The following is a 26,280-nucleotide window of genomic DNA, read 5'->3' as shown; positions in this document are numbered from 1 at the left end:
AAACCACCGAGTCCGCGCCCGCGGGCCGGTGCCTGGAGGGAGCTATGGCAGCTCTGCGGATCCGGCGGATCCTGATCGCGACCACCGTCGTCGCCTCGCTCGCCGCGTGCGGGTCGGGTGGCGAGGCCGACGGCTTCGGGCTGGCGGAACCCGGCACCATCACCGCGGGCGTGACGGCCGGCGACGCGCCGTTCGTCTCCCCCGACGCCACCGGCAAGCCCGTGGGCCTGCTGGTGGACCTCAACGACGTGATCGCCCGGCGGATGGGCCTGAAGATCACCTACCGGATGACCACCGTGAGCGCCGGGTTGCCGCTGGTCACGGCCGGGCAGCTCGACATGCTCGCGATCGGCATGCTGCCGACCGCCGAGCGGAAGAAGAACGTGGACTTCACGAAACCCTTCTACTTGGCCTCCGACGACGTCGTGGTCCGCACCGGCTCGCCGGTGAAGGCGGCCGGGGACCTCGCCGGCAAGCGGGTCGGGGCCGGGCTCGGCAGCGCGCAGGCCGAGTTCGTGACCGCCAAGATCCCCGGCGCCACGCTCATCTCGCAGCCCACCAACAGCGCCGGGGTGACCCAGCTGCTCAACGGCAACCTCGACGCGATGGTGCTGGCCTCCACCGAGGTCCCCACCGTGCTCCAGGAGAACCCCGGCCGCGTCGCGATCGCCTACTCCGCGCCGCACGAGCAGGCGTCGGCGATGCCGGTGAACCGCAAGCTCACCGCCTTCGAGAAGGCCTACGGCGACCAGCTCGAAACCACCATGACCGACGGTACTTTCCTTCGCCTGTACGACAAGTACTTCCCCGGCGAGGCGTATCCGGCGCAGATGTTCACGTATTGGCCCCAGCTCAGGGCTCAGATCCGGAAGGGCAGTTGAAACGGAAAATGGGTAGACGATTGCGAGCCGCGTTCGCGGCGCTCGCGGCCGGCGGACTGCTGGCCACGGCGGCGTGCGGCGGCGGCGACTCCGCGGCCACGGACACCTACGGCCTCGCGGTGTCCGGCACCATCACGGCCGCGGTGCCGCAGGGCGACGCGCCGTTCGTGTCGCCCGACGCGACGGGCAAGCCGGCCGGCATGCTCATCGATCTCAACGACCTGATCGCGCAGCGGATGGGTCTCAAGATCACCTACAAGCTCTCCACCGTCGGCGCCGGTCTGCCGCTGGTCACCGCCGGGCAGTACGACATGATGATCGCGGACCTCACCATGTCCGAGGAGCGCAAGCGCAACGTCGCGTTCACCACGCCGTTCTACGTGGACGCCAACGACGTGCTGGTGCGCTCCGACTCGCCGGTGAAGACCGTGGCCGATCTCGACGGCAAGCGCGTGGGCGTCGGCATCGGCAGCGCACAGGCCGATTTCGCCGCGAAGACCCTGCCGAAGGCCACCGTGGTGAGCGTGCAGACCAACGCCACCGGCATCGACCAGCTGCTCAACGGCAATGTCGACGGCTTCGTGGTGAGCTCCGTGCAGGCGATCACCGTGTTCGCCCAGCACCCCGGGCGGCTGAAGGTCGGCGTGTCGGTGCAGAACCCGCTGCCCGAGGCCATGGCCGTCCGAAAAGGACTCGACAAGTTCCTCGCCGACTACGACAAGCAGCTGGGAGCGCTGGTCGACGACGGCACGTTCCTGAAGCTCTACCACCAGTACTTCCCGGGACAGGACTACCCGAGCTCCCTGTTCCAGTACTGGCCCTCGCTGCAGGCGCAGATCCAGAAGGAACCCGCGGCCAAGTAGCCCGGTGACGGGCGGCCTTCCCGGCCGCCCGTCACCGCCGGGTCAGCTGCGCCACCAGTCCTCGAGCGGGCTCACCGGCACGGTGCGCTTGTGCCGCGTCTGCAGGAAGATCCGCTCCACGCGCTGCGCGACCTCCGGCGGCACGTCGAGGCCTTCGAGGTAGTCGTCGATCTGGCTGTACTTGAGGCCCAGGGCCACCTCGTCGGGCAGCGCGGGCCGGTCGTCCTCGAGGTCGGCGGTCGGCACCTTCTCCCACACACTCGGCGGCGCGCCCAGCTCCTGCAGCAGCGCGGCGCCCTGGCGCTTGCTCAGCCCGGTGAGCGGCACGATGTCCACGCCGCCGTCGCCGTACTTGGTGAAGAAGCCGGTCACGGCCTCGGCCGCGTGGTCGGTGCCCACCACGAGCAGGTTCAGCTGCCCGGCGATCGAGTACTGGATCACCATCCGCTCGCGCGCCTTGAGGTTGCCGCGCACGAAGTCGCGCAGCGCGGGCTCCTCGCCGAGCAGCTCGCCCATCCCCCGCGCCGACTCGGCCGCCACCGCGTCGGCGCCGGGCTTCACGTTGACCGCGACGGACCGGTCGGGCTTGATGAATTCGAGCGCGATCTGCGCGTCGGCCTCGTCGGCCTGCACCCCGTAGGGCAGCCGCACCGCGACGAACGTGGCCTCGTGCCCCTCCGCGCGCAGCTCCTCACTCGCGAGCTGGCACAGCCGCCCCGCCAGCGAGCTGTCCTGGCCGCCGCTGATGCCGAGCACGAAGCCCTTGGCCGGGGTCGAACGCAGGTAGTCCTTGAGGAACTCGACCCGCTGCCGGATCTCGGCCTTCGGCGTGATGACCGGTTTGACCCCGAGCTCGGCGAGAATCTGCTGCCGTAGGTTCTCCATTCGCGTACTGTACTGGCGCCACCGGGCCGGCCGGGTGTGTGCTCCCTCGCCCCCGGCCGCGCGAGCCGCGTCCGGCGTCCCACCGGCCCGCGCCACGACCGGGCCCTGACCGGGTCGTCCACTGAGGACTTCCCGGAGTTCGCCCGGCACCGGCAAGAAGGCGTCAACGATCCCCGGCACCGACGTCAAGACTCCGTCCACGCCCACGACACCGCCCACCGAACGCGCGCATGCTCGGGTGATGAGCGGTCTCACGTTCACCCTGGTCGTCCTCGGCGGGCTGGTGCTGATCGCCCTCGTGCTCCGCCTCGCCGGTTCATGGCTCGACGCCCACGACGAAGACCCGTATGCGCGCCGGACCCCGCCGGGCCAGTGACGCGCGGGCTAGTCCCCCTCGAGCTCCGCCAGGACTTCCGCCGCGGTGAGGTTGCCGGCGGCCGCGAGGCGGCGCAGCTCCTCGTGGTCCTCGCGTTCGGTCGCGAGCTCCACGAGCAGGTCGGCGGCGTCGGAGCTGCCCGCCGCGGCCCACTGGCGCAGCTCGGCCGCGTCGCCGCGCTCGGCGGCGAGCTCGATCAGCTGGTCGGCCGCGTCGGTGTCACCGTTCGCCGCGCGGGCGCGCAGGGCTTCGGGGTCGGTCATCTCGGGCACCTTTCCGGCGGCGTCACACCTCGATGTGCGAGCCCATGATCACGGTCCGCTCCCGCGGCAGCGCGAAGTACTCCGCCGCGTCCGCGGTGATGTACGACGTGGCGATGAACAGGCGCTTGCGCCACTGGGCCATGGTGGGCTGGTCGCCGCGGCGGAGCTCGATCTTGGAGAGGAAGTAGGAGGCGTCGGCCACGTCGAGGTGGCCCTCGGTGGCGGCCGGGTCCACGAGGGCGAGGGTGCGGCGCACGTCCGGGGTCTCCATGTAGCCGAAGCGCGCGGTGACGTGGGTGATGCCGTCGTCGGCGTAGCCGAGGGAGTCCACGGAGATGCGCTCGGCGTCCGGGATGCGGGGCACGGGCTCGGTTTCCAGCGACATGATCACCACGTGCTCGTGGCACACGTGGTTGTGCTCGACGTTGGCGCGCAGGGCCAGCGGCGCGCTGTCGGCGCCGCGGTTGAGGAACACGGCGGTGCCGGGGACGCGGCGCACCGGCGTCTCGCCGCTGCGCAGCTTGCCGACGAACTCGCGCAGCGAGCCCTCTTCCCGGTTGCGCTCCGCGGTCACGATCTGCCGGCCGCGCTGCCAGGTGCTCATGACGGTGAACGCGATGAGGCCGATGAGCAGCGGCAGCCACGCGCCGTGCACGAGCTTCGTGAGGTTGGCGGCGAAGAACAGCAGGTCCACCAGCAACAGCACGCCGCCGCCGAGCCACAGCACCCACGCCGGCGTGCTCCACTTCGCCCGGGCGACGTAGAAGAACAGCAGGGTGCTGATCGTGATCGTCGCGGTCACGGCCATTCCGTACGCGAAGCCCAGCGCCGACGAGCTGCGGAACGCGAACACCAGCGTGAGTACCGAGACCAGCAGCAGCCAGTTGATCCACGGCACGTAGATCTGGCCGCGCTCGGTCTCGGACGTGTGCGCGATCCGCAGCCGCGGCAGGTACCCGAGCTGCGCGGCCTGAGAGGCGACCGAATAAGCACCGGTGATCACCGCCTGGGCCGCGATCACCGTCGCGGCGGTGGCCAGGAGCACCAGCAACGGCCGGCCCCAGCCGGGCACGAGCAGGAAGAACGGGCTGCTGAGGTTGGCCGGGTTCTCCAGGATCAGGGCGCCCTGGCCGAAGTAGTTCAGCTGGCAGGCGGGAAACACCAGGAACAGCCAGCCCCGCGTGATCGCGCGGCGGCCGAAGTGGCCCATGTCCGCGTACAGCGCTTCGGCGCCGGTCACCGACAGCACGACCGCCGCCAGCGCGAAGAACGCGATGCCGAAGTGGCCGACCATGAAGTCCAGCGCGTAGGTGGGCGAGAGGGCTTCGAGGATCGACGGGTGCTTCACGACGCCGGTCACACCGGTCAGCCCGATCACGGCGAACCACGTGATCATCACCGGCCCGAACACCCGCCCGACGGCCGCGGTGCCGCGGCGTTGCACCAGGAACAGCACGAAGATGATCACCGCGGTGATCGGCACGACCCAGCTCTCGAAGCCTTCGTCGACGACCTTGAGCCCTTCGACCGCCGAGAGCACCGAGATCGCCGGCGTGATCATGCTGTCGCCGAAGAACAGCGACGCGCCGAAGATGCCCAGCCCCGCCAGCACCACGGCCACCCGGCGCCGGCTCTGCCCGCCGCGGCGGCGCAGCAGCGTGATCAGCGCCATGATGCCGCCCTCGCCGTCGTTGTCGGCGCGCATGGCGAGTAGCACGTAGGTGACGGTGACGATGATGGTGACCGACCAGAAGATCAGCGACACGACGCCGTACACGTTCTGCGGGCTCACCGGCACCGGGTGCGGGTCACTGGGGCTGAAGACGGTCTGCAGCGTGTAGATCGGGCTGGTGCCGATGTCGCCGAACACGACACCCAGCGCCCCGACCACCACCGCCAGCTTCACGGAGTCCCGTGCGAGGCGCGCCCGGCCCGCGGGCCCGTCCTCCGTCGTGGTCGCTTCGCGGCCCTCGGTCACGTACTTCCTCCTCGGCGCGCGCCGGCACCGCCCGGCGTCGGGGCGAACCCTACCGGTCAGGCCGGGGCGGCACCGGGAGATCAACCGCGTGCCCCCGCCGTGAGGGCCCGCGGCTAGCCCTCGCCCGGCTCGGCGGGCAGCCAGGCGTAGCCCTCGCCTTCCCGGCGCAGGTGACCGAGCCCCGGGAACGGGAAGTGGTAGGCGAACACCGCGTGCCGCTCGCGGTGCACGAGGTCGTAGATCCGCCGGCGCTGGGCGGTCGCGGCCGGTTTGTCGTAGTCGAAGCGGAAGCCCCAGTCCGGGCGGCGCAGCAGCAGCACGTGGTGGTGGCACAGGTCGCCCCAGCAGATCATCGTGCGGTCGCCGCTGGTGATGCGGTAGACGACGTGGCCGGGGCTGTGGCCGGGCGTCGCGATCGCGGTGATGCCGGGCACGACCTCGTCGCCGTCGCCGATCAGCGTGAGGCGGTCGGCGTAGGCGTTGAAGTTGAGGTCGGCGCCGGTGTAGTGGTCGGCCATGTGCTGATCCGGCGCGCCGGCGACCTTCGACAGGTCCGTCCAGTGCCGGTAGTCGACCTCGCTCACCACCACGCGGGCGTTCGGGTAGAGCGGTTTGCCGGCCGCGTCGACCAGGCCCCAGCAGTGGTCCGGGTGCGCGTGGGTGATGGCGACGACGTCGATGTCGGCGGGGTCGATCCCGGCGGCCTTCAGGTTGGCCACCGCTTTGCCGGTCTGCGGCCCGAACGTGCTCACGCCCAGCTCCGGCACGGTGCCCACGCCGGTGTCGAACAGCACCCGGCCCGCGGGCGTGTCGACCACGAGCAGGTTCTGGTTGAGCCGCACGCGCTCGGCCGAGAGGTGGTACTCGGTCAGCAGCGCGTCGACGTCGGCCGGCTCGGCGTTGGGGAAGTTGTCGCGCGCCGGGCCCATCTCGAGCAGTCCGTCGCTCACGACGGTGCACTCGAACTCGCCGTGGGTGAACCGGGTGAAGCCTTCGCGGCACCAGATGCCGGGGTTGTCGGAGTTTTCGGTGTGGTCAGGCATGAGCCACCTCCGGGGTGGTGGTCGGTCGACGGGTGACGGCGGTGAAGACCAGCAGGACGAGCACCGCGAGGCAGGCCGAGCAGCCGAAGACGATGAACACACCCTGCGCGCCGAGGCTCGAGGAGATGATCACGCCGCCCAGCAGCGGGCCGACCGCGCCGAGGTAGGACATGCTGTTCGTCCAGCCCATCGCGGTGCCGCGGATCGCGGCCGGGAACAGGTTGCTCGCGGCGGCGTTGAGCAGGTTCATGGTGGTGTGCCCGCCCGCCCCGAGCAGGGCGACGCAGAGCAGCAGCACCGGCAGGAACCGGATGCCCGCCACGATGCCGGCGAGACCGACCACCGTGAGCGACGCCGTGACGACGGCGGCCAGCACGGGGCTGCGCCGGTCCGCCAGCGGCGACACCACGAGCGACCCGATCACGGCGCCGGCGGTGAGCACGAAGCCGAACAGCAGCGCCGAGGTCAGCGGGTAATTCAGTGTGGTCATCGCGGCGGTGAGCCACACGTTGAGGCCGAACCAGGTGAACATGTTCGGGATCGCGACGCCCACCAGCAACACGGCGATCAGCGCGCCGCGGCCGGAGAACAGTTCACGCACCGGCGAGCGGCGCGGGGCGTGGTCGGCTTCGCGCGGGGCCGGTTTGGTCTCGTCGAAGCGGACCGAGGCCACGACGAGGAGGATGAGCAGCGTGAGCCCCGCGCCGATGAGGAACATCGGCCGCCAGCCGAACGCGGGCAGCACCCCGATCCCGATGAGCGAGGCGATCGCGCCGCCGACCGGGATGCCGGCCATGGTGATGTTCACGACGAGGCTGGCCCGGCCGCTGCGGGCGTGAGTACGTGACAGCGCCAACGCCGAGGTCACCGCCGCGCCCACACCGAGCCCGGACAGCACCCGGGCCATGCCGAGCACGAGCGCCGAGTTCGCCAGGCCCGTGACGAGGAAGCCGAGGCCGAACAGCGTGATCGCGACCAGCAGCGTCGGGTGGCGCCCGACGCGGTCGCTCACCACCCCGGCGGAGAACGCGCCCACCAGCATGCCCGCGTAGATGAGGCTGCCGAGCACCCCGGCCATGCCGGGGGTGAGCGCGAGCCCGGGGTCCTGCAGCAGGGCCGGCACGACCGAGCCGTACACGATGAGGCTGTAGCCCTCCATCACGGTCACGATCGTGCAGACCACGATCGCCGCCGTGCCCGCGAGCAGCGGGCGCCGGGACGTGCCCGGCGCGGCCGGTCTGGCCACTGAGGTGTTCGAGGATGTCACCACGACTTCTCTCCTTTGAGTTCGAGGACCCCCCTCGGGTGTTCAGTCCAGATAGGACAGGTGCACGGCCTTGGTCTCGGTGAAGCTCAGCAGTTCCTCCAGGCACTCCTCCCGGCCCAGCCCGGAGTTCTTCACGCCGCCGAACGGCGCGCCGACGAAGTGCCGCGAAGAGTTGTTGATCCACACGTAGCCCGCTTCCAGCGCCGCGGCGACGCGGTGGGCTCGCTTGAGGTCGCGCGTGAACACAGCGCCGGTGAGGCCGTACTCGGTGGAGTTCGCGATCCGCACCGCTTCGTCCTCTTCGCGGAACGACAGCACCGAAAGCACCGGGCCGAACACTTCCTCCTGCGCGATGCGCATCCCCGGCTCGACCCCGGCGAACACCGTCGGCCGCACGATCAGCGCCCGCTCGCGGCCCTCCGGGCAGTACGATTCGCCGCCGGTCACGAGCCGCGCGCCGTCGCCGCGGGCGATGTCCAGATAGGACAGCACCTTCTCGTACTGTTGTCGCGACACCAGGGCGCCGACGTCGGTGCGCTCGTCGAACGGGTCGCCGAGGCGCAGCTCGCCGAGCAGGCGCTCGACCTCCGCGACGGTCTCCTCACGGATGTCCTCGTGCACCACGAGCCGGCTCGTGGAGCCGCACGACTGGCCCGACCACGAGAAGTTCATGCCCCGCACCGCCGCGGCCGCCACCTGCGCCGGGTCGGCGTCGGGGAACGCGACGAGCGCGTTCTTCCCGCCGAGCTCCAGCGTCACGTGCTTCACCACGGTCTCCGCGGCCGCCCGCTGGATCGCCAGACCCGTGCGGGCGCTGCCGATGAAGGCGATCCGCCGGATCCGCGGGTGGCGCACGATCGCCTCGCCGGTGGCCGGGCCGACACCCGGCAGGATCGAGAGCACGCCGGGCGGCAGCAGGTCGGCGATCAGCTCGCCGAGGCGCAACGCGGACAGCGGGGCCTGGTGCGGCGGCTTGAGCAGCACGCAGTTGCCGGCGATCAGCGGCGCGGCGATCTTGCCGGCGGCGAACATGATCGGGTGGTTGTAGGGGATGATCCGCGCGACGACGCCGATCGGCTGCGGAGTCGTGTAGTGCAGCGCCCCGGCCGAAAGCGGGCCCGTCTCGCCCTTGAGCGCCTGGCCCAGATCCGCGAAGTAGTCGAGCATCGCCGCGCCGGCCAGCACGTCCGAAGTGGACAGCCGGATGATGTTGCCGCCGTCGAGGGTGTCGAGCGCGCCGAGCTCGGCGGCGTTCTCGCGCAGCCGCTGCGCGATGCGGCGCACGATCGCCACCCGCTCGGCGACGCTCGTGGCCGACCACGCCGGGAAGGCTTCGACGCCGGCCGCGACGGCCGCGTCGACATCGGCGGCGTCCGCGTCGGGCACCTCGGCGATGACCTCGCCGGTGACCGGTGAGACGTTCTCGAAGCGGCGCCCGGACACCGCCGGCTTGAGCTCGCCCCCGAGCAGCAGCGACCACTGCCGGCCGCGGGTGTAGGCGGTCAGCTCGGCGGCGTCGGTGAACTGTGGCTCGACCATGCTTTTCTCCTCCTGTCCTTGGCGTTCGGTCAGCGGACCGTGAGGCCGCCGTCGACGTTCACGGTCTGGCCCGACACGAACCCGCTGTCGGAGCCGAGCAGGAACGCGACCACGCCGACGAGATCCCCCGGCGTCGCCGGGCGCTGCACGTTCTGCGCCTCGACCTGCCGGCGCACCTGCTCGGCGGTGATGGTGGTGCGCGGGATCTCGGTCTGCACCGAGCCCGGCGTCACGGCGTTGGCGCGGATGCCCGCGCCCGCCAGCTCGCGCGACATCACGTAGGTGAGGCCGATGAGACCGGCTTTCGACGCGACGTAGTGCGCGTAGTTCGGGCGGCCGATCCACACCGCGCTCGCCGCGACGTTCACGATCGACGCGTCACCCGAGCGGCGCAGCGCGGGCAGCAGCGCCTTGGTGAGCTGCCAGGTGCCGGTGAGGTTCACGCCGAGGACCCGGTTCCACTCCGCCTCGTCGATCTCCCAGAACGGCTTCATCGCGAGCGTGGAGAACAGGGCCGCGTTGTTCACCAGCCCGTCGAGCGCCACGCCGGACAGCTGGTCGGCTGCCGCGCGGCACGATTCGGCCGACGAGATGTCCACCGCCACCGCGTCGCCGCCCACCTCGGCGGCGACGCTCTTGGCGCGCTGCTCGTCGATGTCGGCGACCAGCACGTGCCAGCCCCGCTCGGCGAGGCCGAGGGCCACGCCCCGGCCGATGCCCTGACCCGAACCGGTCACGAGGACCGTCTTGCGCTCTGTACTCATCGGTTTCCCTTCTCCGCGATCCGGTTGAGGTAGTGCCAGCCGGCTTCGAGCTGGCTCGCCGGCCAGCACTGTGCGCGCTTGGCCTCGGCCTCGGCCGCGTCCGACCAGGACACCGGGCCGCCGGCCGCCATCGCGTCGAGCTGTTTGCGGCAGGCACGGTCGAGCAGCACCGCGTACATCACCGCGTGGGCGAGGTCCGGTCCGGCGGTGACGAGGCCGTGGCGGGCGAGCAGGCACGCCCGCGCGCCGCCGAGCACGCCGGCGAGCTCGGCACCCAGCTCGGGTGTCGTGAGCAGCTCGCCGGTGCGGGAGAACCGCGGCAGGTCCGGCTCGGCGAACAGCACGCCGTCGTGGTCGATCGCCCGCATCGGCACGTTCAGCGACGCGAACGTGGTCGCGGCCGCCGAGTGCGTGTGCACCACGCACTGCACGTCGGGGCGCGCCCGCAGGATCTCGGTGTGGATGGGGAACTCGAGATGGCGCTTTCCGTCGCCCTCGACGACACCGCCGTCGGGGCCGACGAGCACCACCCGCTCCTCGTCCACCTCCTCGAACCCCCAGCCGGCGGCCTTCATCCAGGCGCCGCGCCCGTCCGGGTCCCGGACACCGACGTGCCCCCACACCAGGTCGGCCTGCCCGGCCGCCGCCAGCGCCCGATGCGCTCGCACTACGTCTGCTCTCACCCCGAGAACGGTAGGTTCCTGAATAGTAGAATTCAAGTCCTTATTCTCAGGACTACATAGGGTGACTGCTTGCTACCTTGAGTGCGCTCCGGACGAACCGGCACGAGGGCGACAATCTCCGCGCACGGTCACACACAGTCGATCAAGCCCACTTTCGGGTGACGGTTGTTCACCTGGACGCCGTCGCGCCTTAAGCCGTGCCGGTAACTTTCCGGCCGCGCGTTCGCGATGTTCTCTGAGAGAAGGGCGGCGATTCACGGGGCCGCCGTCCGTGCGGGACTGGGGATGCACAAATGAACAGCGCGGAAGGTCCAAGACGGTCACCCCGATTCCAGTTGATCGGGGGACGCGGGAACGCGACGCGGTGGCGGTTGCTGGGGAGCAACAACGCTTCGCTCGGTCTCGGCGCCGTCGACTACCGCAGTGCCGAGGAATGCGTCGCCGCGATCCGGTGGCTGTGCACGAACCTCCCGCGCACGCGCCTGGAACTGGTGCACGATCACGGAATCGACTGGCGCTGGGTGCTGCGCGCCGGCGCGACGCCGGTCGCGATCGCGAGCCACGCGTACGGCCGGCGGATCGAAGCCACGCGCGGCCATGATCGATTCGTCACGGCCATGCGCCAGGCCGCGGAATTCGCGGCGGACGGCCGCATCGTGGACGGGCGCACGAAATACGGGACGCAGGGCTGAAAACTCGTTCGTCGGGCATTAACTTCCGCGCCGTCGGGCGGGAAGGCAAGAAACCGCCTCACGTTTGCCGGACTCGACGAAGTTTGTCCGCGGGCCACGGAACACCGTGGCCAGACCAGACAGAAAGAGTACAACCCATGCGTGCTCGTACTGCCCGGTTCGTGGGCATCACCGCCGCCGTCGTCGCCGGCGCGTGCCTCGTCGTCCCCGGCACCGCCGGCGCGGTGCCCGGCCCGAACGGCCTCCCCGAGGTCCTCGCCGCCGCCGGCTCCGACACGATCGCCGACGTCACCAACGCGATCTTCGCCGACGCCAACGCCGACGCGACGAACATCGACCCCGACGACTTCGTGAGCATCCCGCCGGTGATCCCCGCCGGCACGTCCTTCACCGTGCCCGGCGACGTCTTCGACGGGGGCGCCACCTACACCGTCTCGCCCGCCAACGGTTCCGGTGCGGGCAAGGCCCTGCTGGCCGACACCGCCGCCGCCGGCAGCGCCTCGATCGACATCGCCCGCTCCTCGGCGGGTCGCGCCACCACCGACCCGGCGAGCTTCGAGTTCTACGGCTTCGCCAAGGACGGCGTCTCCTTCGCCGCTTCCTCGACCGGCGCCGGCGCCGGCGTTTCCCTTACGCTGGCCCAGCTCCGCGGCATCTACGACGGCTCCATCACCAACTGGAACCAGGTCGGCGGCGCCACCGCCCCGATCACCGTGTACCTGCCGCAGGCCGGTTCCGGCACCCTCTCGTTCTTCACCGGCACGGTCCTCGGCTTCGACCCGACCACGAAGCCCGTGACCATCCACCGCATGGAGGAGAACGAGGCCAACACCATCGCGGCGGCCGACCAGGCCACCGCGATCGCGCCGTACTCGGTGGCCCAGTGGGTCGCGCAGGGCAACGGCGTCGTCAGCGACAAGCGCGCCGGCTTCTTCGAGGGCACGCTGACCGGGGCCGGCTCCGACGCGGCGCCCGTCTCGGGCACCGCGGGCACCTTCGCCCCGGCCTTCGCCGACAGCTTCCTGGGCGCCCGCACGGTGTACTTCGTGCTGGACAACCGCTCCCCGTCGTACTCGGCCGCGCTGAACGTGGTCGGCTTCGACGCGAGCGGCCCGAGCAAGCTGTGCTCCGGTGGCCTCGCCTCGCTCCTCGACGACTACGGCTTCAAGCCGCTGGCCGCCGACGCGAACGGCGTGACCTGCACCCTCGAGTGACGCGCTGAACCAGCCGAACCGGCCCGGACGGGGTTTCCCGTCCGGGCCGGTTCTTGTTGTGGGGTGGGCGTAGGTCGAGGTTGCGACCGTCCATTGTGGTTACCGGAGCCGGTCTGTCCGGACGCGCGTGGGGACGCGTGCCGAGGTGCATCGAGGACCGTCCACGTGGCTATCCGAGAGAGTCCGGCTTGGTCGTGGCCCGCGTGTACATCGGTCGCTGCTGTCGGCTCCGGCGAAGGACGCCTGCACCGAATCAGAGTCCCTCACGGCGCCCTTCACCGAACCCGCTCGACGCAGAAAACCGGCCCGCCCCGGGTACTCCCCAGGACGAGCCGGTTTCCCTTGCTTGAGTGCGATCAAGCCCAGGCAGGCAACAGCTTCCACACCGCGGCCGCCGCCAGTACCGCCAGCGCCAGCAGCGCCGGGGTGGTCAGCACGTAGGTCGACACCGAGCGCCAGCGGCGGTACAGCAGCGTCGCGCCCACCGCGACGCCCGCGAAGCCGCCGAAGGAGAGGACCAGCTGGGCCCAGGCGCCGCTGTCGCCGGTGCGGCCGTCCTGGGCGTCGGCCTTGCCGTTCTGGGGGGTGGGGCGGAACGGTTTGCCGTCGAGGACGGCGGTGACCACGGTGGCGCTCGACGCCGAGCCCGGCCACCACGAGGCCGAGGTGACGAGCGTCAGCCGATCGTCGTCGGTGCGGCCGTAGTCGCGGTCCTCGTCCAGGTCGCGGTCGGCCGAGGTGGTCACGGTGTACACGGACTTGCCCTGCGTCGTGGCCACCACGAGCTCGTCACCCTTGCGCAGGTCGCGCAGCTCGGCGAACGGCGCGCCGTACCCCGAGAACCGGCCGACGATCGCCGAGTTGCCCGGCTGCCCCGGCCCCGACGTGCCGGGCACGTGGCCGGGTCCCGACGCCGTCTGCTCCGGCGCCGCGCCTTCGAGCACCACCTGCTGCAGGTGCAGCCGCGGGATCTCCAGCACCGCCAGCGGCGAGCCGAACTCCGGCGGTTTCGTGACCGGCGCGGCGCCCAGCAGCGTCTTCGTGGCCCCCTGCGCCTCCGCCATCGCCTGCTGCACCGTGGCCAGCGCGGCCCGCTGGTCGTTGTTCGCCAGCATCGGGCCGAGCGCGTAGGCGACCAGGCCGAAGCACACGGCCGTGGTGAGCACCCAGCCCGTCACGGCCAGCACCGTCCACCGTGGACTGAGCCGCGAGGCCGGCGAGGCCGGCGCCTGCGTCGGCTGCTCGGTGATCGTCATGCCCGGCCTCGCAACGCGGCGAAGCGACGGGCCACCCCGCGAGACGTCCGGCCCACCCACGCCGGCAAGGGTTTGCCGGCCGTCAGATACCCGGTGCCCGGCGGCAGCAGCACCAGCGCCACCAGCGCCAGCAACGGGATCAGCGCTCCGAGCGCGGTCGCGCCCGGGAACAGCGGGATGTCCACCGAGGACGCCAGGTTGCGCGAGTCCTGCACGCTGTCGGCCGTCGGCGCCTTCATCGTGAGCGCCGTGACTTCGGCGGGCGGAGCGGCCGGCGCGTCGGAGCCGAGGCCGGGTCCGCCGAGGTCACCACCCGTGAGGTCACCGCCGGTGCCCCCACCCGGGCCGGTGTCCGGCGGGCCCGGGTTCTGCGCCTGCTCCTGCTCGTGGCACGACGCGGCCGCGGTGCCCGTGCCCACCCGCGCCGCCGCGTCCTGCGCGGCCGAGAGCAGGTCGGGGGTCAGGCCGACCATGCCCTGGCCCAGCGAATTCTGGCCGCCGTTGGTGGCGGCTTTGAGGAAGGTCGCGAGCTCGGTCTGCTTCGCCGTCTCCGGTGCGCAGCCGGCGTCGACGAGCGGGTTGAGCGGCGCCGCGACGGATTCCACGAAGGTGAGCGGGTAGGCGCCCGGTGCGGTGGTGCCGTCGAGCCGCAGCGAACCGTCGTCGGCGACTTCGGCGTGCGCGGCGGCGGCCTGCAGCGACTTCGGCGTCGGAGCGACGTACCCGCCCTGGCCGTCGGGCAGCGCGACCGGCGTCCAGCCGTACTCGGTCGCGGTGGCCAGGTCGGTCACGATCCAGTCGAGACACCCGTTCTTGCACTCCTGCCCGGTGCCGAGCGTCGCGTTGTTCACCTGCTTGCGCACGTTCACGCGGCCGGTCTTCGCGTCCACGTTGTGCACCCCGTCGTCGCCGAGGTTCAGCGCGTTGAGGTCCGAGACGACGCCGACCGGCTGGCCGTTGCCCTTCAGCGGCGCGCCCTGCGGATCGCGGAAGGTGCCGTAGGTCCACGCCGGCATCCCGGCCAGCCTGCCGCTCAGCGTCAGCGGCACGCTGCCGGGCCCGGATTCGCCGGTCACGCCGTAGAACGTGTTGTCCGAGTGCCCGGCCCGCGCGTCGGGCGCCTGCACCGGGCTGCTCGGCCCGCTGATGGCGGCCAGGGCCGCGTTGCGCGTGACGAGCGCCGAGCCGGTCTTGAAGATGCCGCCGCGGCCGGTGCTGTCGGGCACCTCGCCGCCCTTGCTCAGCAGGTTCGCCACGTCGTCCCAGTCGAACTGCAGGCTGGTGCCGAGCCGCGACACCAGCGAGGCCCCGGCGTCCGAGCGGTCCGTGGGCGTCCACCCGACGGCCGCGATCACGGTCGCGTTCAGCGCCACCGGCACGTAGGTGCGCGCCCGCACGGACTGCGCCGCCAGCGTGCCCCCGGAGCCGGTGAAGGCCACGTCGGAGTCGCCCTTGTCGAACGACGTCAACCCGGCGTCCTCCGTCTCCGACACGATGTTCGCCGGCTGCGCGGTTTTCGTCGGCGCGCACAGCAGCTGGTTCCACGCGACCGCGGTCGGGCCGAAGCGCTCCGGCATGCTCGCGGTCACCGTGCCGTCGCCGACTCCGCCGCAGCCCTGGATCTTCAGCCCCGGAGGCGAGGCGGCGAAGGTCAGCGAGCTGTCGAACACGGTCTGCTGCACCGTCGCGCCGGCCGGCTTTCCGTTGATCGTGAGCAGCATCGTGCACGGATGCGTCTCGTCGCAGGTGAACGAGTACTGCTTCTTGTCCGGGTTGTTCGGCCACGGCAGCGCTGCCGAGGGCGCCAGCGTGGTGAAGTCGGGGTCGAAGGGCACGTTCTTCGGCGCACTCGACCCGCGGGGCACGTAGAGGTCGAATACGACGTTCTGGCTCACCGCGCTGCGGCCCCGGTTGGCCACCGTCGGGAACACCGCGCCGGCGAGCTCGTCGTTGAGGTTGCCGCAGTACTGCGCCACGCGCGTGGCCATGGTGTGGTCGGCGACCCACGCCGCCTTCTTCGTGACCGGGTCCACCACCGAGTGCAGCAGCGAGTCGCGCAGCTGCGCCGGGCAGACGGCGACGCTCGCCGTCGCGTTGGCGGGCAGGCCGGAAACCGTGATGCGCACCGGATCGCCGTCCTGCGCGGTCGCGAGATCGGCACCCGTGGTCTGAACCGTGTAGGTCAGCGGCGGGGTGGTCGTCTGCGCGGACGCCGAGGGCACCGCCGCCACCCCCAGCACCGCGAGCACCCCGGCGGCGACCACGAGCGCCACCCGTCTGAAGCCGTTCATGGTGCCAACCTCCCGAGCCGCGCCCCACCGCGTCAACCGGGGCCAAGGGAGAAGGTTTCCCGATTCACCAACGCGCCGTCGGGCCTTAGCTCCCAAGCCAACTTTCCCCGCGCACGGCTCGCAATACTCGCTCCCGTGACCCTCACGACCCCCGCGCCCGCGGCGCCTCCGCCGAGACCCCGGGTCCTCGCCGACCTGCCCTCCCGAGCCGACCGCGTGTTCCGCCGAGTCACGAGCGGAGCCGGCCTGTCGGTGCTCGCCCTGCTCGTCGTGATCGGGTTCTTCCTCGTGTACCGGTCGGTGCCGGCGTTCCGCGTGAGCGGCTTCGGGTTCTTCTCGACCGTGCAGTTCGACCCGGCGTCGGGCACGCTCGGGGTGCTGGGCCTGCTGTACGGCACGGTCGTGGTCGCGCTGATCGCCGTGGTGTTCGCCGTGCCGCTGTCGATCCTCGCCGCGCTGTTCATCAGCGACTACGCGAGCGGGCGGATGCGCGGGTTCCTGACCGGGCTGGTCGACCTGCTCGCCGCGATCCCCAGCCTGCTCTACGGCTTGTGGGGCTTCAGCTTCCTGCGCCCGTACATCACGCCGGTGTCCGAGTGGCTGTCGTCGAACCTGGGCTGGTTCCCGCTGTTCAGGACGAACCAGGGCGCGGTGCTGTTCAACTCGATGTTCGTGGCCGGGCTCGTGGTGTCGCTCATGGTCATCCCGATCACGACATCGGTGATGCGCGAGGTCTTCACGCAGACCCCGCCCGGGGAGAAGGAAGCCGCGCTGGCGCTGGGCAGCACGCGCTGGGGCATGGTCCGGACCGTGGTGCTGCCCTTCGGCCGCGGCGGGATCGTCGGCGGCGCGATGCTCGGGCTGGGCCGCGCGCTCGGCGAGACGATCGCCGTTTCGCTGCTGCTGCCCCAGGTCCCGAAGATCACCAGCCACCTGCTCGAGTTCGGCGGCTCCACGATCTCCGGCTTCATCGCCACGAGCGCGGGCATCTCCGGGCTCGGGCTCAACGGGCTCATGGCGTGCGGGCTGGTGCTGTTCGCCTTCACGCTGGCCACCAACTTCACGGCGTCGGTGATCATCTCGCGCAGCCGCTCCGGAGCCGGGGTCGACGCCTGATGACCACGACCGACCGGACCACCGCCGAGTTCTCCGACGCCCCGGCGGAAAGCGCCGCCGAAACCACCGCCGAGATCACCACGGAGATCCCGCCGCGGCGGATCCCGGTGCGGCGCCGCACGTCGGCGACCACCCCGCACGACCGGCTCGTCGCGTTCGGCTGCGCCGTGTCGGCGACGCTGCTCACCTGGTTCCTGATGCACGAACTGCTCACCTCACCCGGCTGGCTCGCCGATCTCGTCGTGGCGTTCGTGCTCTACCTCGTGATGCTCTACGTGGTCACGCGCGACCGCGTGGGCCACCTGGCCGCGATGGACCGGCTCGTGTCGGCCGTGGTGGTCAGCGGCGCCACCGCGCTGCTGATCCCGCTGCTGTTCCTGCTCGGCTACATCGTGCTGAAGGGCGTGCCGGACCTGCGGCTGGCGTTCTTCACCCACGACATGGCCGCCGTCGCCCCGACCGACCCCGCCACGGACACCGGCGGCCTGCACGCGATCGTCGGCACGCTGGAACAGACCGCGCTGGCACTGGTGCTGGTGGTGCCGCTCGGAGTGCTCACGGCGGTGTTCCTCAACGAAACGCGCTCGCGGTTCCGCCGCCCGGTGCGGATCTTCGTCGACGCGATGAGCGGCCTGCCCTCGGTGGTCGCCGGCCTGTTCGTGTACGCGGCCCTGATCCTGCCGCCGATCCAGGGCGGCTTCTCCGGCCTGATGGCCACGATCGCGCTCACGATGATCATGCTGCCGACGGTGACCCGCACGGTCGACGTGGTGCTGCGGCTGGTGCCCGACGGCCTGCGCGAGGCGTCGCTGGCGCTGGGCGCGAGCCGCGCGCGCACCGTGTGGTCGGTGGTGCTGCCGACCGCGCGCACCGGCGTGAGCACCGCGATCATCCTCGGCATCGCCCGCGTGGTGGGCGAAACGGCGCCGCTGCTGTTCACCTCGTTCGGCACGCAGGCGATGAACTACAACCCGTTCAGCGACCCGCAGGAAAGCCTGCCGCGCTTCGTCTACCGCTACATCAAGGAACCCCTCGCCTCGGCGCAGGAACGTGGGTACATCGGCGCTTTCGTGCTGATCGTGCTCATCTTCGCGCTGTTCGCGCTGACCCGGCTGCTCGGCCGCAAACGCTGGTCGGGCCGCCGCACGAGACCCGCCAGGAGTGACCGGTGACCGACATCCTCGAAAGCCCCCAGCCCGTGCGGGTGGTCGGCGGGCCACCGCCCGGTGCGGCCACGCTGGAGTCGCGCGGCGTGCACGCGTGGTTCGGCGAACGGCTGGTGCTCGAAGACGTGTCGCTCGCGATGTCGGCGCACGAGGTGACCGCGCTGATCGGCCCGTCGGGCTGTGGCAAGTCGACGTTCCTGCGCATCCTCAACCGGATGCACGAGCTCGTGCCGTCGGCGAGCCTCGCCGGCGAGGTACTGCTCGACGGCCGGGACATCTACGCCGACGGCACCCGCGCCCAGCAGGCCCGGCTGCGCATCGGCATGGTGTTCCAGAAGCCCAACCCGTTTCCGGCGATGTCCATTCGCGACAACGTGCTGGCGGGCCTCAAGCTCGCCGGCGTGAAGTGCGCGGACAAGGACGCGCTCGTGGAGCAGAGCCTCGAACGGGCCGGACTGTGGCGCGAGGTCCGCGACCGCCTGAACTCCCCCGGCGGCGCTCTGTCTGGCGGCCAGCAGCAACGGCTGTGCATCGCGCGTTCGCTGGCGGTGCAGCCCAACGTGCTGCTGATGGACGAGCCGTGTTCCGCCCTCGACCCCACGTCCACGCGGCGCATCGAGCAGACGATCGTGGAGATCTCCGACGAGGTCACCGTGGTGATCGTCACGCACAACATGCAGCAGGCCCAGCGGGTTTCGCACCATTGCGCGTTTTTCCTCGCCGGGGAGAACGAGCCGGGCCGGGTCGTCGAGCAGGGCTCGACCGAGCAGATCTTCGGCTCGCCCGCCGACAGCCGCACCCACGACTACGTCAACGGCCGCTTCGGCTGATCCGGGAGTTCCTTTCATGCGTGGCAGAACATGGCTCGGTCTCGGGTGCGCCGCCCTCGTGCTGGCGGGCCAGGCGGCCTTCGCCCCGGCGGCCGAGGCCCTGGTCCAGATCAACGGTTCGGGCTCGACCTACGTGGGGCTCGCGATGAGCGACTGGCAGAACGGCGCCAACTCGCGCGGAATCCCGGTCAACTACAGCGCGCTGGGCTCGCCGGCGGGCGTGAACCAGTACGGCGACCGCACCGTGGACTTCGCCGGCACCGAGGCCGAGGTCAGCTCGCTGCAGGCCGCGGGCGGCGGCGGGCTGAGCGCGAACACGCGCGGCTACCAGTACGTGCCGGACGTCGCCGGCGCGGTGGCGGTGATGTACAACGTGACCGACGCCGCCGGCCGCCGCGTCGACTCGCTGCACCTCACCCGCGCCGTGATCGCGCGCATCTTCACCCGCGACATCACGCGCTGGAACGACCCGGCCATCACCGCCACCAACGGCGGGTTCGCCCTGCCGAACCAGCCGATCACGCTCATCGGGCGCAGCGGCCAGTCCGGCACCACGGCGTTGTTCTACGACTTCGTGGCGCACGTGGCGCCGGGGCCGTACAACGCTTTCGTGTCCCGCAACGCCGACAAGGGCGTGGGCCCGCTGCCCCCGGGCGTGCGGCCGATCCAGCTGCCGACGCTCGGGCCGGACGCCGACTTCTACCGCCTCTTCGCCGACTCCGACCAGATCGCGCAGACGGTGTCCAACGGCAGCATCCCGTTCTCCATCGGCTACGACGAGTTCGGCTACGCCAAGAAGTACAACGCGCCCACGGCGTGGGTGGAGAACCAGGCGGGCCAGTACACGCTGCCGTTCGCCGCGAACATCGCGGCCGCGCTCACCAAGGCCAACCTGCGCCCGGACCTGAGCCAGGAACTGTCCGGGGTGTACACCAACACCGATCCGCTGACCTACCCGATCTCGGCGTACTCGTACCTGATGACACCGTGCGGGTCCGGTCGCTCGACGTGCAAGGGCGGCTACCCGGACCCGTCGAAGACGGACACGATGGCGGCGTTCATCGAGCACATCGCGTGCGACGGCCAGATCAACATGGCCCGCGTCGGCTATTCGCCGCTGCCGCCGAACCTGTCGCAGGAGATGATGAACGCCAACGCCCGCCTCACGGGCAAGCCGGCCAAGCAGCTCAACGCCGGCAACTGCGACAACCCGACGTTCCACGCGAGCCTCGGCGCGGGGTCCACGGCCCCGAAGGACCCGTTCGAGGACCTCGGCGGCGTCGATGCCCTCACCCACGGCGGAACCGGTGGCGGCCCGACCTCGGGGCCCAGCAGCGGACCGAACGCCCCGACCACCGGACCGTCGTCGGCCGGCGCGGGCCCGTCCGCGGACTCCCCCGACGCGACCGACGCCAACGGCGGCTCCACCGACTGGCGCAACGCCGAACCGGCGTCGTACCAGGGCAGCGGGTTCGGCGGCTTCGGCGCGTGGGCCGCGCTGGTGCTGTTCGCGGCGATCTGCCTGCCGCTGCTGATCCGGGGGCTCGTCCGGCGGCGGCGTTCGTAGGCGCGTCCGCGGTTGCCGGGCGGTGAAACTCTGCCGCACCGGACTTTGTGCCCGCTGTTGACAGTCCGCCGCGGACCGCCGCACACTCGGCCCTCTCCAGCCGCCGACGCGCCGGGAGCCCGCGATGACCGTCGACCACCTCAATCCCGAGACCCTGTCCCCACCCGTGATGGACCTGTACTCGCAGGTCACGCTCGCCCCGCCCGGTGCGCGGCTGGTCGCGATCGCCGGGCAGGTGGCGCTGGACCCGGCCGGCGAGCTGGTCGGCGAGGGCGACTACGCGGCGCAGGCCGAGCAGGTGTTCCGGAACCTGCGCGCGGCTCTCGCGGCCGCCGGCTGCACCCCGGCCGATCTGGTGAAGTACACGATCCACGTCGTCGGCTCCTCACCGGCGCTGATCGAGCCGATCTTCGACGCCGCCCAGCGCGTGTTCGGCACCGAGTACCCGAAGGTGGCCAGCACGTGGCTCGGCGTGTCGTCGCTCGGGCTGCCGGAGTGGCTGATCGAGGTCGACGCGCTGGCCGTCGCGCCCGGTTGAGTCCACAGTGGACCACGAGGTGATCGCCGCCGGGCTTTCCGGCCGGAGTGGCTGAGCCGATGCGGATCGGGCTGCACGCACTGGGCATCGGCGCCGGCGCCCGCCGGGCCGTGATCGACGCGGTCGCCGTGGGGGCGGAGGCGGGCGGGTTCGCGACGCTGTGGTCGGGTGAGCACGTGGTGATGGTCGACCGCCCGGCCTCGCGGTACCCGTACGCGGCCGACGGCCGCATCGCCGTGCCCGCCGCTGCCGACTGGCTCGATCCGATGATCGGGCTGGCCTTCGCGGCGGCAGCCACGTCGACCATCGGCATCGCCACGGGGATTCTGCTGCTGCCGGAACACCATCCGATCGTGGTGGCGAAGCAGGTCGCCTCACTCGACGTGCTGAGCGGCGGCCGGTTCACGCTCGGGGTGGGCGTCGGCTGGTCGCGCGAGGAGTTCGCGGCGCTCGGCGTGCCGTTCGAGCGGCGTGCGGCGCGGGCGGAGGAGTACGTGGCCGCGATGCGCACGCTCTGGCGTTCGGAGGTGGCGTCGTTCTCGGGTGAGTTCGTGCGGTTCGACTCCGTGCGCGTGAACCCCCGGCCGGCCCACCGCGTGCCCATCCTGCTCGGCGGCAACAGCGACCCGGCTCTGCGCCGCGTAGCGGCCTTCGGCGACGGCTGGTACGGCTTCAACCTCGACGGTGTCGCCGAGGTGGCCGAGCGGCTGGCGTTCCTCGAAACCCTGCGCCCGGGCCTCGCGGGGCTGCGGATCGCGGTCGCGCTGCGGGATCCGTCCCCTTCGGACCTTCCCGCGCTGGCCGCGCTCGGCGTGGACGAACTCGTGCTCGTCGAGAGCCCGCCCGACGACCCGGCTCTCGCCACCAAGTGGGTGGCCGACCTGGCCGCGCGCTGGTTCGCTACTCCGGGTAGGTGAACCGCGTCAGCAGCTCCAGCAGCTTCTCCGGCTCCCCCGGCTTCAAGTGCGCCACCAGCTCCCGCGCCGGCGCGGCCGCCGCGTCGTGCGCCGCGTCGAACGCCTTGAGCCCCGCCTCGGTGATCTCGACCTCCCGCACGCGTCGATCCCCGGGCACCGCCTTGCGCACCGCGAGCCCCTTCTCCTCCAGATCGTCGACCACGCGCATGATCCCGGCCTTGTCCTGCCCGGTCGCCTCCACGAGATCCCGCTGCACCGTCGGCCCCCGGTCCACCAGCACGATCAACACGCCGAAGTGCCGCAGATCCAGCCCGTGCGGCCGCATCGCCGCGGTCATCGTGCTCGCCACCCGCGCGTGCGCCCGCCGCAACACCAGCCCGAGCGCAAACGGAGATCCGTCGCCGGGCCGATCGGTCGCCCGCGCCTTCCCACTCATGCGCGCAGCCTACCCCCTTCACCTCGACTGATACCGTTTCACCCGATACGGAACCCGGCCTCACACCCGGACCACGTCCGGCAGCCTCGCCCACAGATCGGCCAGCGCCGCGACTCCCGTGGGACACCCGACGACCGACACGCGCCGCAACGAGTCCCGCCAGCGTTCGACGCCCGCGAAGGACGCCAGCGTGCCGCCTTCGATGCGGAGTTCTTCCACGGACGTGACGAAAGTCAGGGGGGTCAGGTCGGTCAGCTCCAGGAAACGGAGGCTCAGGCTGTCGAGCCGGAAGGGGGTGCGCAGCAGCGCCAGCTTGTCCTCCGGCCAGCGCCCCCGACCTCCGCGGCGATCTCGTGGTCGCCGAGCCACAGCTTCGCGGCCGTGCGCACGGCCACCGTGCCGAGCGCGATCAGCGCGGTTTCGACGGGCATCGGCCCATCCAATCCCCTTCACCCCGGTCCGGACACCGCCGGCGGCCGGGTTGACCCGAAAGCACCAAAGAAAGCCCCAGCCTATTAATACCGAAAAACTGTACAAGAATCGTACAAACTCTTTCGGACCAGCAATTTGACACCTTCTCGAACGCCATGCGGAAATGGCCGGCATGCGAATTCCGAAAGTGCTCCTCCTCGTCCTCGCCGTGGCGGCCGGCGCGCTGGCGATCCCCGGCACCGCGAGCGCCGCGTACAGCGATCCGCTCACGACCACGGCCAAGCAGAACCTCGTGTGGCACGCCACGCCGACGGCCGCGCTCACCGCGCTCGACAGCGCGCTGCCCAACGTCAGCCTCAACACCGTGGTCAACGACCCGAGCTACCCGACCACCGGCTGCACCAGCGCCGAGAAGGCCGCGCTGCCGAAGGCACCCGCCGCCACCGCGGCGTTCTGCTGGGACACCGACCGCGCGAACAGCGCCACCTGGGTCCCGCAGGGCATCACGACCTCGGGCGACGCCGACGACGACGGAATGTGGGGTGCCGACAAGATCATCCTCTCGGGCTGGCACAGCGGCGACGCCCTCGGCCGCTACGACGACGCGCGCATCATGGCCGTCGACTACGACAACCCGGCCGCCCCCACCAACCGCATGGTGTACCTCGCCGTGCCCAACGCGAGCGGCTCGAGCTTCACCGCCGCCAAGGCACACCTGGGCGGGATGGCCTGGTACGGCGACAAGATCTACGTGACCGCCGTCGGCAACACGTCCACGGCCATCCGCGTCTTCAGCACCAAGCACATCCTGCAGATGACCGACACCACCACCAACGCGATCGGCAAGACGGCGGGCGGGTACGCCGCCTACACCTACAAGTACGCGATGATGCAGGTCGGTTACTACAGCTACACCGGCGGCACCTGCAGCATGGCGTCGGACAGCGGCGTCCCGTGCTTCTCCTCGATGTCCCTGGACCGCTCCACCTCGCCCGCCACGGTCGTGACCACGGAGTACTTCGCCGACCAGTCGCTGCACGGGCGCCTCTACCGCTACGCCACCGGCAGCGACTACCTTCTCGCCACCACCTCCGGCACCGCCCCGGCCACCGAGGCGCTGCGCAGCTCCGTCGGCAACATGCAGGGCGTGCTGTCCCACAACGGGAAGTGGTACGTCGCCCACAGCTCCGCCACGCTCAACGGCCAGCTCTGGACCCAGACCACCACCCACAGCGCGTCGGCCTCCTGCGGCTCCCCCGCCACGGCGGCCTGCTGGGCCGTGCACCCGGAAGCCCTGACCTACGACTGGTCCACCGGCCTGGTGTGGTCGCAGTCGGAGTGGTCCACAACGGACTGTTCCGCCCAGGGCCAGACGTGCGGCCGCTCGGTGTTCGCGGTGCCGCTGTCGTCACTGGCCACGTGACGGTCTCTAGCGGCGGCCCTCGTACCACGGCCGCAGTGCTCGCTCGAGCGCCGTGTCGTCCAGGCCTCGGGCGAGCACGGGTACGTAGTTCTCGATGCGATACGGGCAGCTCTTCTCGTCGTCGAGCGTGCCGGGCAGCGTGAAGTCCCCGACGACTTCGCCGGTGCGGGCGGTGCGGACCGTGACGTGGTAGGTGCCGTCGAAGAGCTGGAAGTCGTACGGCGAACCGCCGCCGCCGTAACCGAGTTCGGTGGTGTAGGAACAGGAGATCTTGTGTCCGGCGCCGCTCTTCGCCACGTGCACGCAGGCCACCAGCTGCGCCTGGTGCACGTCGTCGGGCTGCCAGCCGGACGACAACGACAGCTGGTCGTAGAGGAACGTCGGGCTGTCGAACCGCCGAATCCCCTCGTACACCGACAGCACCATCGGGTGCGGCCCCGCCCCGGCGTACGCGGGGGCGGCGGTGTTGTAGGTGAACAGCTTCGGTGAGAGACAGGATTCCGGGTCCACGTAGGTCGCGGTTCCGATGCTCGACGTGAGCGCGGGCGGTGCGCCCAGCGGGGCGAGCCGTCCGGCCGGTGGCCCGCCTTCCCGGTCCGCCGGCCAGGCGCACGGCCCGGTCACCGCGACCGTGAACCGGGGAGCGTCGCGCTCCAGGCGCACGCTCACGCGGATGCCGTCCCGCTGCCGGCCGTCCAGTTCTTTGAAATCGGCGGGTTTCCCGGGGTGCCAGTTGTCGCCGTCGTACACACCTTCGAAACCACTGCTGCTCAGCCAGGTCTGAAGGTCGTCGAAGAGCTTCTCGGTCAGCTCACCCGCCGTCGCGGTGACCTGCGCCCTCGGCACCACGGCCCAGTCCGCACCGCCGGGGCACCCCGCGGCCCGCGCGTGGACGGGCTCGGAGACCTGGGCGTCCGGGCGCAGCAGCGACGCGACCCGGCCCAGGTACTCGTCGAGCCGGTGCTCGACCTCGACCGTCCCCACGGTCGGCGCCGGCGGTTCCGGCTCCCCGCCGCACGCGGACACCGCCGCCGCGAGCAGGAACACCGCACCGAGCAGCGCGCATCGTCGCCTGTCCACCACGACCGGCGACGTTAGCGGGCGGCGCCGGGACCGGTCCCCACGACCGCCACGACGAGGACTGGAGAGTCCATACCAGACCTCGTACGCTGGTCCCATGCCGATCAAACCGGGCACGCTCACTGCCAAGGGTCAGGAAACTCGCCGGCGCATCGTGGCCGCCGCCGCACAGGTGATGTTCGAGAACGGGGTGGCGAGTACCACCGTGGAGGACGTCCGGGTGCGGGCCGGGGTGAGCAATTCGCAGGTGTACCACTACTTCGACGACAAGACGGCGCTGGTGCGGGCCGTGATCGAGTACCAGACGGACGCCGTGATCGAGCCGCAGGAGGAGCTGTTCGCCCGGCTGGACACGATGGCGGGGCTGCGCCAGTGGCGCGACGTCGTGGTGGCCCGGCAGCGGGAGCTCGATTGCCGCGGCGGGTGCCCCATCGCGGCGCTGACCACGCAGTACGCGGAGCACGACGAGGCGGCGCGGCTGCAGCTCGCGCACAGCTTCGCGCGCTGGTCGGCCGGCCTGCGGGCCGGGTTGGCGCAGATGCACGCGAACGGCGTGCTGCGCCCCGAGGCCGACCCGGAGGCGCTGGCGTTGTCGCTGCTCGCGTCGCTGCAGGGCGGGCTGCTGATGACGCAGCTCAACCGCGACACCGCGCCGCTCGAGGTGGCGCTGGACTCGACGCTGGCCTACCTCGAGTCGTTGACCGTCCGGTAGGCCCGCGCCGAGGACTGGCATTGCGATGCCATTTCTCGATCGCGACTCTGGTCCGTGAACCCGTTTCC

The 26,280-nt window shown here is 71.3% G+C and carries 27 protein-coding genes; 13 read left to right on the top strand and 14 right to left on the bottom strand.

The features are described from left to right. The first annotated feature begins 44 nt into the window (after positions 1-44). Both VSH64_RS11010 and VSH64_RS11005 read left to right on the top strand, forming a co-directional pair. The gene (locus VSH64_RS11010) at positions 45-881 is read left to right on the top strand and encodes a substrate-binding periplasmic protein (protein WP_326835442.1); all 837 of its coding nucleotides are present in this window, start codon (positions 45-47) and stop codon (positions 879-881) included. Between the two features lie 8 nt (positions 882-889). Further along, complete coding sequence (locus VSH64_RS11005; protein ID WP_326835441.1) at positions 890-1,744, top strand: substrate-binding periplasmic protein; 855 nt, start codon at positions 890-892, stop codon at positions 1,742-1,744. A gap of 42 nt (positions 1,745-1,786) precedes the next feature. Here VSH64_RS11005 and nadE read toward each other — a convergent pair whose 3' ends face one another. Continuing rightward, positions 1,787-2,629, bottom strand: coding sequence for an ammonia-dependent NAD(+) synthetase (nadE, locus tag VSH64_RS11000; protein WP_326835440.1), 843 nt, complete (start codon positions 2,627-2,629; stop codon positions 1,787-1,789). Between the two features lie 241 nt (positions 2,630-2,870). Here nadE and VSH64_RS10995 point away from each other — a divergent pair, with 241 nt between their 5' ends. Beyond that, positions 2,871-3,005: a hypothetical protein gene (locus VSH64_RS10995; RefSeq protein ID WP_326835439.1), complete on the top strand. Its 135-nt coding sequence runs from the start codon at positions 2,871-2,873 to the stop codon at positions 3,003-3,005. 8 nt (positions 3,006-3,013) lie between these two features. Here the strand turns inward: VSH64_RS10995 and VSH64_RS10990 are convergent, their stop codons facing one another. The 7 genes from VSH64_RS10990 to VSH64_RS10960 all read right to left on the bottom strand — a co-directional run bounded on the left by VSH64_RS10990 (position 3,014) and on the right by VSH64_RS10960 (position 10,542). Next, complete coding sequence (locus tag VSH64_RS10990) at positions 3,014-3,268, bottom strand: hypothetical protein (RefSeq protein ID WP_326835438.1); 255 nt, start codon at positions 3,266-3,268, stop codon at positions 3,014-3,016. 22 nt (positions 3,269-3,290) lie between these two features. Continuing rightward, positions 3,291-5,246 carry a potassium transporter Kup gene (locus VSH64_RS10985; protein WP_326835437.1) on the bottom strand — a complete coding sequence of 652 codons (1,956 nt, stop codon included), beginning with the start codon at positions 5,244-5,246 and terminating at the stop codon, positions 3,291-3,293. 113 nt (positions 5,247-5,359) lie between these two features. Next, positions 5,360-6,289, bottom strand: coding sequence for an MBL fold metallo-hydrolase (locus tag VSH64_RS10980; protein ID WP_326835436.1), 930 nt, complete (start codon positions 6,287-6,289; stop codon positions 5,360-5,362). Then, positions 6,282-7,559 (bottom strand): MFS transporter, encoded by a 1,278-nt coding sequence (locus tag VSH64_RS10975; protein ID WP_326835435.1) that lies wholly within the window; start codon positions 7,557-7,559, stop codon positions 6,282-6,284. The genes VSH64_RS10980 and VSH64_RS10975 overlap by 8 nt, the downstream gene beginning before the upstream one ends. A gap of 39 nt (positions 7,560-7,598) precedes the next feature. Next, a complete protein-coding gene (locus VSH64_RS10970) occupies positions 7,599-9,095 on the bottom strand; it encodes an aldehyde dehydrogenase family protein (protein ID WP_326835434.1) in 1,497 nt (498 codons plus the stop codon). A 29-nt stretch (positions 9,096-9,124) separates the two neighbouring features. Beyond that, a complete protein-coding gene (locus tag VSH64_RS10965) occupies positions 9,125-9,859 on the bottom strand; it encodes an SDR family NAD(P)-dependent oxidoreductase (protein WP_326835433.1) in 735 nt (244 codons plus the stop codon). Next, positions 9,856-10,542, bottom strand: coding sequence for a class II aldolase/adducin family protein (locus VSH64_RS10960; RefSeq protein ID WP_326835432.1), 687 nt, complete (start codon positions 10,540-10,542; stop codon positions 9,856-9,858). Before VSH64_RS10960 ends, VSH64_RS10965 begins: the two co-directional genes overlap by 4 nt. A gap of 371 nt (positions 10,543-10,913) precedes the next feature. Between VSH64_RS10960 and VSH64_RS10955 the strand changes: the two genes are divergently transcribed. Further along, on the top strand, positions 10,914-11,234 hold the full coding sequence (locus tag VSH64_RS10955) for a DUF1508 domain-containing protein (protein WP_326835431.1): 321 nt from the start codon (positions 10,914-10,916) through the stop codon (positions 11,232-11,234). 137 nt (positions 11,235-11,371) lie between these two features. After that, a complete protein-coding gene (locus tag VSH64_RS10950; RefSeq protein ID WP_326835430.1) occupies positions 11,372-12,448 on the top strand; it encodes a PstS family phosphate ABC transporter substrate-binding protein in 1,077 nt (358 codons plus the stop codon). A gap of 356 nt (positions 12,449-12,804) precedes the next feature. On the opposite strand, the gene VSH64_RS10945 is transcribed toward VSH64_RS10950, so the two are convergent. Together VSH64_RS10945 and VSH64_RS10940 are read right to left on the bottom strand one after the other, a co-directional pair. Then, complete coding sequence (locus tag VSH64_RS10945; RefSeq protein WP_326835429.1) at positions 12,805-13,704, bottom strand: sortase; 900 nt, start codon at positions 13,702-13,704, stop codon at positions 12,805-12,807. Then, positions 13,701-15,995, bottom strand: coding sequence for a hypothetical protein (locus VSH64_RS10940; RefSeq protein WP_326835428.1), 2,295 nt, complete (start codon positions 15,993-15,995; stop codon positions 13,701-13,703). The genes VSH64_RS10945 and VSH64_RS10940 overlap by 4 nt, the downstream gene beginning before the upstream one ends. Before the next feature lie 135 nt (positions 15,996-16,130). Between VSH64_RS10940 and pstC the strand changes: the two genes are divergently transcribed. The 6 genes from pstC (at position 16,131) to VSH64_RS10910 (ending at position 22,129) form a co-directional block, all read left to right on the top strand. Continuing rightward, positions 16,131-17,111: a phosphate ABC transporter permease subunit PstC gene (pstC, locus tag VSH64_RS10935; RefSeq protein WP_326835427.1), complete on the top strand. Its 981-nt coding sequence runs from the start codon at positions 16,131-16,133 to the stop codon at positions 17,109-17,111. After that, the gene (gene pstA / locus VSH64_RS10930) at positions 17,111-18,283 is read left to right on the top strand and encodes a phosphate ABC transporter permease PstA (protein WP_326835426.1); all 1,173 of its coding nucleotides are present in this window, start codon (positions 17,111-17,113) and stop codon (positions 18,281-18,283) included. The genes pstC and pstA overlap by 1 nt, the downstream gene beginning before the upstream one ends. A gap of 5 nt (positions 18,284-18,288) precedes the next feature. Then, the gene (locus tag VSH64_RS10925) at positions 18,289-19,107 is read left to right on the top strand and encodes a phosphate ABC transporter ATP-binding protein (RefSeq protein ID WP_326837931.1); all 819 of its coding nucleotides are present in this window, start codon (positions 18,289-18,291) and stop codon (positions 19,105-19,107) included. A gap of 16 nt (positions 19,108-19,123) precedes the next feature. Continuing rightward, complete coding sequence (locus VSH64_RS10920; RefSeq protein ID WP_326835425.1) at positions 19,124-20,674, top strand: substrate-binding domain-containing protein; 1,551 nt, start codon at positions 19,124-19,126, stop codon at positions 20,672-20,674. Positions 20,675-20,798: 124 nt separating this feature from the next. Further along, entirely contained in the window at positions 20,799-21,212 is a 414-nt protein-coding gene (locus VSH64_RS10915) for a RidA family protein (RefSeq protein ID WP_326835424.1), read from the top strand. A 47-nt stretch (positions 21,213-21,259) separates the two neighbouring features. Then, a complete protein-coding gene (locus tag VSH64_RS10910) occupies positions 21,260-22,129 on the top strand; it encodes an LLM class F420-dependent oxidoreductase (protein WP_326835423.1) in 870 nt (289 codons plus the stop codon). On the opposite strand, the gene VSH64_RS10905 is transcribed toward VSH64_RS10910, so the two are convergent. From VSH64_RS10905 to VSH64_RS10895, 3 genes are read right to left on the bottom strand one after another with little or no spacing between them, the layout of a single operon-like run. Next, on the bottom strand, positions 22,113-22,565 hold the full coding sequence (locus VSH64_RS10905; RefSeq protein ID WP_326835422.1) for a MarR family winged helix-turn-helix transcriptional regulator: 453 nt from the start codon (positions 22,563-22,565) through the stop codon (positions 22,113-22,115). The genes VSH64_RS10910 and VSH64_RS10905 overlap by 17 nt on opposite strands. A 60-nt stretch (positions 22,566-22,625) precedes the next feature. After that, on the bottom strand, positions 22,626-22,784 hold the full coding sequence (locus VSH64_RS10900) for a hypothetical protein (RefSeq protein ID WP_326835421.1): 159 nt from the start codon (positions 22,782-22,784) through the stop codon (positions 22,626-22,628). A gap of 53 nt (positions 22,785-22,837) precedes the next feature. Continuing rightward, positions 22,838-22,996: a hypothetical protein gene (locus tag VSH64_RS10895; protein WP_326835420.1), complete on the bottom strand. Its 159-nt coding sequence runs from the start codon at positions 22,994-22,996 to the stop codon at positions 22,838-22,840. Positions 22,997-23,169: 173 nt separating this feature from the next. On the opposite strand from VSH64_RS10895, the gene VSH64_RS10890 reads away from it, so the two are divergent. Further along, entirely contained in the window at positions 23,170-24,420 is a 1,251-nt protein-coding gene (locus tag VSH64_RS10890) for a hypothetical protein (RefSeq protein ID WP_326835419.1), read from the top strand. Positions 24,421-24,426: 6 nt separating this feature from the next. Here VSH64_RS10890 and VSH64_RS10885 read toward each other — a convergent pair whose 3' ends face one another. Beyond that, positions 24,427-25,503: a hypothetical protein gene (locus VSH64_RS10885; RefSeq protein WP_326835418.1), complete on the bottom strand. Its 1,077-nt coding sequence runs from the start codon at positions 25,501-25,503 to the stop codon at positions 24,427-24,429. 94 nt (positions 25,504-25,597) lie between these two features. On the opposite strand from VSH64_RS10885, the gene VSH64_RS10880 reads away from it, so the two are divergent. After that, positions 25,598-26,212, top strand: coding sequence for a TetR/AcrR family transcriptional regulator (locus VSH64_RS10880; RefSeq protein WP_326835417.1), 615 nt, complete (start codon positions 25,598-25,600; stop codon positions 26,210-26,212). Positions 26,213-26,280 lie beyond the last annotated feature (68 nt).

Origin of the sequence: Amycolatopsis rhabdoformis (assembly GCF_035918295.1) — a bacterium.
Taxonomy (GTDB): domain Bacteria; phylum Actinomycetota; class Actinomycetes; order Mycobacteriales; family Pseudonocardiaceae; genus Amycolatopsis; species Amycolatopsis rhabdoformis.
The sequence above is the reverse complement of the archived record's forward strand: the minus strand, read 5'-3'. Positions and strand labels throughout refer to the sequence as shown.

Excerpts from the sequence above, each read along its gene's own strand:
- pstA (WP_326835426.1), top strand. The coding sequence starts at position 17,111 with ATGACCACGACCGACCGGACCACCGCCGAGTTCTCCGACGCCCCGGCG.
- VSH64_RS10990 (WP_326835438.1), bottom strand. The coding sequence starts at position 3,268 with ATGACCGACCCCGAAGCCCTGCGCGCCCGCGCGGCGAACGGTGACACC.
- VSH64_RS10880 (WP_326835417.1), top strand. The coding sequence starts at position 25,598 with ATGCCGATCAAACCGGGCACGCTCACTGCCAAGGGTCAGGAAACTCGC.
- VSH64_RS10970 (WP_326835434.1), bottom strand. The coding sequence starts at position 9,095 with ATGGTCGAGCCACAGTTCACCGACGCCGCCGAGCTGACCGCCTACACC.
- VSH64_RS10915 (WP_326835424.1), top strand. The coding sequence starts at position 20,799 with ATGACCGTCGACCACCTCAATCCCGAGACCCTGTCCCCACCCGTGATG.
- VSH64_RS10995 (WP_326835439.1), top strand. The coding sequence starts at position 2,871 with ATGAGCGGTCTCACGTTCACCCTGGTCGTCCTCGGCGGGCTGGTGCTG.
- VSH64_RS10905 (WP_326835422.1), bottom strand. The coding sequence starts at position 22,565 with ATGAGTGGGAAGGCGCGGGCGACCGATCGGCCCGGCGACGGATCTCCG.
- VSH64_RS10890 (WP_326835419.1), top strand. The coding sequence starts at position 23,170 with ATGCGAATTCCGAAAGTGCTCCTCCTCGTCCTCGCCGTGGCGGCCGGC.
- VSH64_RS10920 (WP_326835425.1), top strand. The coding sequence starts at position 19,124 with ATGCGTGGCAGAACATGGCTCGGTCTCGGGTGCGCCGCCCTCGTGCTG.
- VSH64_RS10945 (WP_326835429.1), bottom strand. The coding sequence starts at position 13,704 with ATGACGATCACCGAGCAGCCGACGCAGGCGCCGGCCTCGCCGGCCTCG.
- VSH64_RS10940 (WP_326835428.1), bottom strand. The coding sequence starts at position 15,995 with ATGAACGGCTTCAGACGGGTGGCGCTCGTGGTCGCCGCCGGGGTGCTC.
- VSH64_RS10965 (WP_326835433.1), bottom strand. The coding sequence starts at position 9,859 with ATGAGTACAGAGCGCAAGACGGTCCTCGTGACCGGTTCGGGTCAGGGC.
- VSH64_RS10895 (WP_326835420.1), bottom strand. The coding sequence starts at position 22,996 with ATGCCCGTCGAAACCGCGCTGATCGCGCTCGGCACGGTGGCCGTGCGC.
- VSH64_RS11005 (WP_326835441.1), top strand. The coding sequence starts at position 890 with ATGGGTAGACGATTGCGAGCCGCGTTCGCGGCGCTCGCGGCCGGCGGA.
- VSH64_RS10980 (WP_326835436.1), bottom strand. The coding sequence starts at position 6,289 with ATGCCTGACCACACCGAAAACTCCGACAACCCCGGCATCTGGTGCCGC.
- VSH64_RS10950 (WP_326835430.1), top strand. The coding sequence starts at position 11,372 with ATGCGTGCTCGTACTGCCCGGTTCGTGGGCATCACCGCCGCCGTCGTC.
- nadE (WP_326835440.1), bottom strand. The coding sequence starts at position 2,629 with ATGGAGAACCTACGGCAGCAGATTCTCGCCGAGCTCGGGGTCAAACCG.
- VSH64_RS11010 (WP_326835442.1), top strand. The coding sequence starts at position 45 with ATGGCAGCTCTGCGGATCCGGCGGATCCTGATCGCGACCACCGTCGTC.